Source organism: Allobosea sp. 05T422_2, from assembly GCF_056396265.1.
In genome coordinates this window covers 1-5,980 of the sequence record NZ_JBFTLD010000350.1, presented here as the reverse complement: position 1 = coordinate 5,980, position 5,980 = coordinate 1, and the positions used below count along the sequence as shown (strand labels likewise).

Sequence of the window (5,980 nt, the reverse complement as noted above, 5' to 3'; positions counted from 1 at the left end):
GACGAACTCAAGCTGAAGCTCGAAGAAATGAAGCGTCGCTCGCCCGAACTCTGGACGAAATACTCCGAATCCTTCCTGCAGGGCGTCATCGATTGCCGCAGCCGGGGGTTTTCTGTGGCCAAGGGCGTCTGGATTCCGGGCACCCATTCCGCTGGCGTGCCGCTGATCCGGGACGCCAACGGCGATTGCTTCGGCATGAACTGCCGGGTGCCTGTGTTCCGGCTCAGCCCCAACCAGATCGAGGACGAGGTCGCACCMCGCTTGATTTCGCTGGCTGCGAATATTCGCAATCAGCTGAGCTATATCATGCCGAGTTGACGGCGATCACTCAGTCGACCTGGCGTAGCCTTGGCAAACTCGCCCCCGGCGCAATGCGCTCGAGTGATTGCGAACCGTAGATCGTCGAGAACCACATATCGGATAGGGTGCTCGCCACGAGTTGGGGCTTGGCTTGAAACCCAGCGAGCGAAGGCTGGGTCTGCCCGTAGATCTTCAACAACAGCTCATCGACCATTCCGATCAGGCAGAAGATGGTCAGTTTGAGTTTTTCAGCATCCCACAGCTCGAGCTGTCCTTCGCGGCGCAGCCTGGCGAGGACGCGCTCCACCATGGCGTTGTCGGCGCTACGGCCAACCTCGGCGATCAGCTCGTCCTCGTCCTTGAGCCGGAAATGGCAACGCATGAGTCCGACATTGCGACGGAAGCATTCGACATAGTGCAGGTTGGCCTGGTGGATTGCTTCGTATTGCGACGCATCACGGGCAATTGGGTGGCGCGATGCGCGCACGAACATGAAATAATCGGCGATAGTCTTAGCAACGACATCGCGTTTGGCTGCGAAATACCGGTAAAACGTCCCGTGCGCGACACCAGCGGTCGCCGCAATGAGATCAACCGAAATTGCGTGATAGTTTTTTTCTCTGAGAAGGCGCGCGGTTGCCAGCTCGAGCTGCAACTCAGTGCGAATGATCTTCTTCTCGCTTTGCGCGGCAGCCAAGCGTTTCTCCAGGTAATCCACGTAATCGAAATTTACGTTTTCCAACAACAAGGGCCCGCCCTTCTCACTATCGCTTCTGACAGCACACTCAATCGCGCCGCAATCTCAATACCAGCATAGCGCGCTTGACAAAAAATGACACTATCGTCACTTTTCAAATATGCCTCTCATTCGGAGCCGGATCAAATGAGTTCGACCGGAGCGACGATCGATTTCAGAAGCGTTCGAAAGACGTATGGAAAGTTCGTCGCGCTGGAGAGCTTCTCGATGCATGTCGAGCGCGGGGAGTTCATKACCCTGCTCGGGGCGAGCGGCTCTGGAAAGACGACCGCCCTCAACGCGCTGGCAGGCTTCACGGATATCGACAGCGGTGAAATTCTCATCGACGGAGTGCCGATCACGAAGCTGCCGACGGAGAAGCGCGACATCGGCATGGTGTTCCAGAGCTATTCGCTCTTTCCCCATCGCAATGTCATCCGCAACATTTCCTTTCCCCTCGAGATGCGCGGCGTGCCGCGGGCCGAAGCCCGGCGGCGCTCGGAGAAGGCGCTCCAGATGGTGCGGCTGGACACACTAGCGAACCGCATGCCGCACGAACTGTCCGGGGGCCAGAAGCAACGCGTGGCCTTTGCACGCGCGGTCGTGTTCGAGCCCCGGGTGCTGTTGATGGACGAGCCGCTGGGCGCCCTTGATCTGAAGCTGCGAGAGACACTCCAGCTCGAGATCAAGGAATACCAGCGCCAGATCGGGTGTACCGTCATCTATGTCACCCATGATCAAGGCGAGGCGCTGACGCTCTCCGACCGGCTGGCGGTCATGGACAAGGGCCAGGTCCTGCAGATCGGCCCTCCGGAAGAGCTCTACGACAAGCCGCAATCACGCTTCGTCGCGGAATTCGTGGGTGCAAACAACATCCTCAAGGTCGAGGGCGCCGCGCCAGCGTCCGTCATGCTCGAAGGGCTTGGCCGCGTGTCCGGGAATGTCGCGCATCTCTCGGCGGCCAGCTTCGCGTCAATCCGGCCGGAGCTCATCCAGATCCGCCAAGATGCCGCCGGCGCGCATCGGGCCACCCTCGCKGAGGCCGTCTTCTTCGGCAATTCCGTCCGCTACGTGCTGCGCGCTGCGGACGGCAAGGACATCTCGGCCATCGAGCCACGCAGGCCAGGACAGGACGTGCTGCCGCTGGGCACGCCGATCAGCTTCGATCTCAACGTCGCTGACCTCGTCTCGCTCACGGGTTGAGCTTCCCAGACCACCAAAAAAACTCAGGGGACTATCGATCATGACGATGACCAGAAGAGCTTTCGGAATCGCCACAGGTGCACTTGCCGGCGTTTTCGCGTTCAAACCCTCTTTCGCTCAGGACGTGACCATCGTCGTCAACGGCTCCGGCGGGGCGCTCGCCACGATGATCACGAAGATCTTCGAAGAGCCTTTCACCAGGGAGACGGGAATCRAGGTCAGGCCGACAGCACCCGTGAGCCTTCCCAAGCTCAAGGCCATGGTCGAGTCCGGCAATGTCGAGTGGGATCTGACCGAGCTGAACGGCGACGACGTCGTGACCGCAACCAAAGCCGGATGGCTTGCAAAGATCGACTATTCGATCATCGATCCCGACAACAAGCTGCCGGCCATCGCAAAGCAGCCGACTGCGATGGTCCGGGCCTCTTATTCAACCGTGATCGCTTTCAGGACCGACAAATTCGGCAACGGCAAGACGCCGCAATCCTGGGCCGATTTCTGGGACGTCAAAGCTTTCCCGGGCCCGCGCTCGCTGGAAAATTCGCCCAAGGGCAACCTCGAATTCGCCCTGCTTGCCGATGGCGTTCCGCTCGACAAGCTCTATCCGCTCGACGTCGACCGCGCCTTCAAGAAGCTCGACCAGCTCAAGCCCCATATCCCGGTCTGGTGGACCAACGGAGCCCAGCACGTCCAGTTGCTGATCGACGGCGAGGTCAGCATGACTTCATGCTGGAACGGCCGCATCACCCCCCTGAGGAACGAGGGCAAGCCCGTCGACATCACCTTCAAGGGCGGAGCCCTGATGCTCTCCTTCCTCGCCATTCCAAAGGGCGCGAAGCACCCCACCGAGGCGATGCGCTTCATGAAGGCTCGCATGGACCCTGCGGCATCGGCGGCATTCGTGAAGCAGGTCCCCTACCCCGGCTTCGTGCCGGGAATGATGGAATTGCTGGACCCGGCCTTCGCAGCGACCCTGCCGACCTCGCCCGAAAACGCGGCGGTGCAGTTCGAGTTCAACAGTGCCTGGTGGGCAGAGAATCTCGACGCGGTCTCAACACGCTGGAACGAATGGCTGCTGATCTGAGCCACTCGGGAACCTGGCTGCATCATGAAACTCCGGTGGACGAAAACCACGCTTTTGCTCGCGCCAGCGACGTTGCTGGCAGCGCTTCTCTTCGTCTTTCCGGTATTCGGCGTCCTGAAGCTGACCGTACACGATGGAACGGCTTTCACGGCCGAGGCGCTGCGACAGGTCTATAATTCGCAGCTTTCCATCATCGTCCTGCAGAGGACGTTCGTCACCGCCGCGACTGTGACGGTGATCTGCCTCGTCATGGGCTACCCCATGGCTTACTTCATGGCGGGGCTCTCGCCGCGCAAGCGGGTGCTGGCGACCTATCTGATCCTCCTACCGTTCTGGATCAGCATCCTGGTCAGGACCTACACCTGGATCATCCTGCTCGGGCGCGAAGGCATTCTTAACAAAGCGCTTGCCGCCCTTGGCCTGACGGCGGAGCCCGTTCAGCTGCTCTATACGCCCATCGCCGTTCACATCGGAATGGTTCAGATCCTGCTGCCGATCGTGATCCTGACCTGCCTGACCTCGATACTCGATGTCGAGCGGGATCTCGTGAAAGCGGCCCGATCCCTGGGTGCATCGCCAAGGCAGGCCTTCTGGAAGGTGGTCTTTCCCCTCAGCGTGAGTGGAGCGGCGACGGGTGGCATCATCTGCTTCATCCTCTGCCTCGGCTTCTATGTCACGCCGACGCTGCTGGGCGGCCGCACAAGTCTCCTCATCGCCAATCTCATCGATCTCCAGGTTCACAAGACGCTGAAATGGGACCTGGCGGCGGTGATGGCTTCGACGCTGCTGGCGGCGACCTTCTCCTGTCTTCTGGCTTACTGGGCCCTCACGCGGAAACGCTCCGAATTCGCGACCGGAGGGCTCGCACGATGACCCGGGCCGTCCTGACCGCGTATTTTGTCCTCGTCGCCAGCTTTCTGCTGCTGCCGCTGTTCTTCCTCGTTCCGATTTCGCTGACCGACAGCCAGTTCCTCGAATTCCCGCCGAAGTCGCTGTCCCTGCGCTGGTACAGGGAATTCTTCGTCGATCAGAGTTGGGTCGACGCCACGCTCGCGAGCCTCAGGATCGGGGTCGGTGCGACAATCCTCAGCCTGCTCTTCGGGACCCTGGCGTCGGTCGCGCTCGTTCGTACGGATTTTCGCGGAAAAGGCCTGCTGAGTGCCATCTTCATCGCGCCCCTCATCATCCCATCGGTGGTTATCGCCCTTGCGCTCTACATCGTGTTCCTGCGCTGGCAGCTGGTGAACAATATCTACGCGCTGACATTGGTTCATGCGCTGATCGCCCTGCCCTATGTCGTGATGATCGTGTCGGGCAGCCTTCGCAGATACGACATGACGATCGAGCGGGCAGCGCGTGTCCTTGGCGCGAGCCCCATCCGGGCGTTCCTGCACACGACCCTGCCTTACCTAGCGCCAGCGATGTTTGCTTCGGCGATCCTGGCCTTCTTCGCGTCCTTCGATGAGCTGATCATCACGCTCTTCATCTCCGGCGGATTGCAGACGCTTCCCGTGCGCATCTGGAACGATCTCAGCCTTAAGCTCGATCCGACAGTGCCTGCCGTCGCGGTCATGCTCACTCTTCTCAGCATCGTCGCGATGACCGTGGGTGAGATCGTTCGCCGCCGGAATGAACGCCGATACCAGTCGAATTCAGTGTCCGAGGCCTGACATGCAGCAAAACAACAGCAGCCCCAGCGATTGGTCCGAGCTCAAGCCTCTCGTCGATCATATGAGGAGCACTATCGAGGCGGCGCCGCTGGCGCAGAACATCGGCTCGTTCGTCGACGAGCGGGCCTCGGTGAACGGCGACAAGACCCTCTGGACGTTCTTCGAGGAGAGCGAGGGCGGCGTCGCAACCTATGCCGAAGCCAGGTCGGCKATCGAACAGGCTGCGGCGGGCCTCTATGCGGCGGGCGTGCGCAAAGGCGCTCATGTCGCCGTCATGCTTCCCAACATCCCGGCGTTTCCCCTCACCTGGCTTGCCCTGGCAAAACTCGGGGCCGTCATGGTGCCGGTCAATATCGGCTATACCGGCCGAGAGCTCGACTATGTGCTCACGGACTCGCAGGCGACGTATCTCGTCATCCATGCGGACTGCCTGCCCTCCTACGAGGCGCTGAGTGCGGAGGCGCCGTTACGGAATTCCAACGTTCTTGTCGTCGGGGCCGCTTCCGATGCGTCGGATCGATATGCCCGGATCGAGCGGAAACCGCCCGCCCTCCCCGCGGACCTGCCACAACCCGCGCTCGATGACCTCGTCAACATCCAGTACACGTCCGGCACGACCGGATTCCCGAAAGGCTGCATGCTGACGCACCGATACTGGCTCACCATTTCCCTGGTGGCCGCGATGCGAGGCGGCGACGCCGAGAATTCCAGGAATATCCTGGCGGCTCAACCCTTCTTCTACATGGATCCGCAGTGGCTGACCTTGATGGCGATGCGTGTCGGCGGCCAGATCTTCGTCGCCCGCCGTGCAAGCGCGACGCGCTTCATGGATTGGGTCAGGACATACAAGATCCATTACTGCCTCTTTCCCGAGATCGTCTATCAGCAGGCACCCAAGCCATCCGACGCCGACAATGAGCTGAAGCGCGTTTCGATCTTCGGCTTCAACAAGGAAAAGCACGCCGACTTCGAGCGGCGCTACAACAC

Annotated in this window: 6 protein-coding genes and 1 pseudogene; 6 read left to right on the top strand and 1 reads right to left on the bottom strand. The window is 60.7% G+C overall.

What is annotated here, in order from left to right:
- Positions 1-318: pseudogene (locus tag AC1DJT_RS33540) on the top strand (IclR family transcriptional regulator); the annotation flags it as partial.
- A 10-nt stretch (positions 319-328) separates the two neighbouring features.
- Here the strand turns inward: AC1DJT_RS33540 and AC1DJT_RS33535 are convergent.
- Positions 329-1,048 carry a TetR/AcrR family transcriptional regulator gene (locus AC1DJT_RS33535; RefSeq protein ID WP_441508598.1) on the bottom strand — a complete coding sequence of 240 codons (720 nt, stop codon included), beginning with the start codon at positions 1,046-1,048 and terminating at the stop codon, positions 329-331.
- A gap of 135 nt (positions 1,049-1,183) precedes the next feature.
- Here AC1DJT_RS33535 and AC1DJT_RS33530 point away from each other — a divergent pair, with 135 nt between their 5' ends.
- The 5 genes from AC1DJT_RS33530 to AC1DJT_RS33510 all read left to right on the top strand — a co-directional run.
- Positions 1,184-2,239 (top strand): ABC transporter ATP-binding protein, encoded by a 1,056-nt coding sequence (locus tag AC1DJT_RS33530; RefSeq protein WP_476835768.1) that lies wholly within the window; start codon positions 1,184-1,186, stop codon positions 2,237-2,239.
- 40 nt (positions 2,240-2,279) lie between these two features.
- Complete coding sequence (locus AC1DJT_RS33525) at positions 2,280-3,323, top strand: ABC transporter substrate-binding protein (protein WP_476835767.1); 1,044 nt, start codon at positions 2,280-2,282, stop codon at positions 3,321-3,323.
- Positions 3,324-3,347: 24 nt separating this feature from the next.
- Positions 3,348-4,196 (top strand): ABC transporter permease, encoded by an 849-nt coding sequence (locus tag AC1DJT_RS33520; protein ID WP_441508599.1) that lies wholly within the window; start codon positions 3,348-3,350, stop codon positions 4,194-4,196.
- A complete protein-coding gene (locus AC1DJT_RS33515; RefSeq protein WP_441508600.1) occupies positions 4,193-4,993 on the top strand; it encodes an ABC transporter permease in 801 nt (266 codons plus the stop codon). The genes AC1DJT_RS33520 and AC1DJT_RS33515 overlap by 4 nt, the downstream gene beginning before the upstream one ends.
- Before the next feature lies 1 nt (position 4,994).
- The coding region (locus AC1DJT_RS33510) for an AMP-binding protein (protein WP_476835766.1) at positions 4,995-5,980 on the top strand (986 nt) is incomplete at its 3' end.

Coding starts and splice junctions, on each gene's coding strand:
- AC1DJT_RS33520 (WP_441508599.1), top strand. CDS start 3,348: ATGAAACTCCGGTGGACGAAAACCACGCTTTTGCTCGCGCCAGCGACG.
- AC1DJT_RS33515 (WP_441508600.1), top strand. CDS start 4,193: ATGACCCGGGCCGTCCTGACCGCGTATTTTGTCCTCGTCGCCAGCTTT.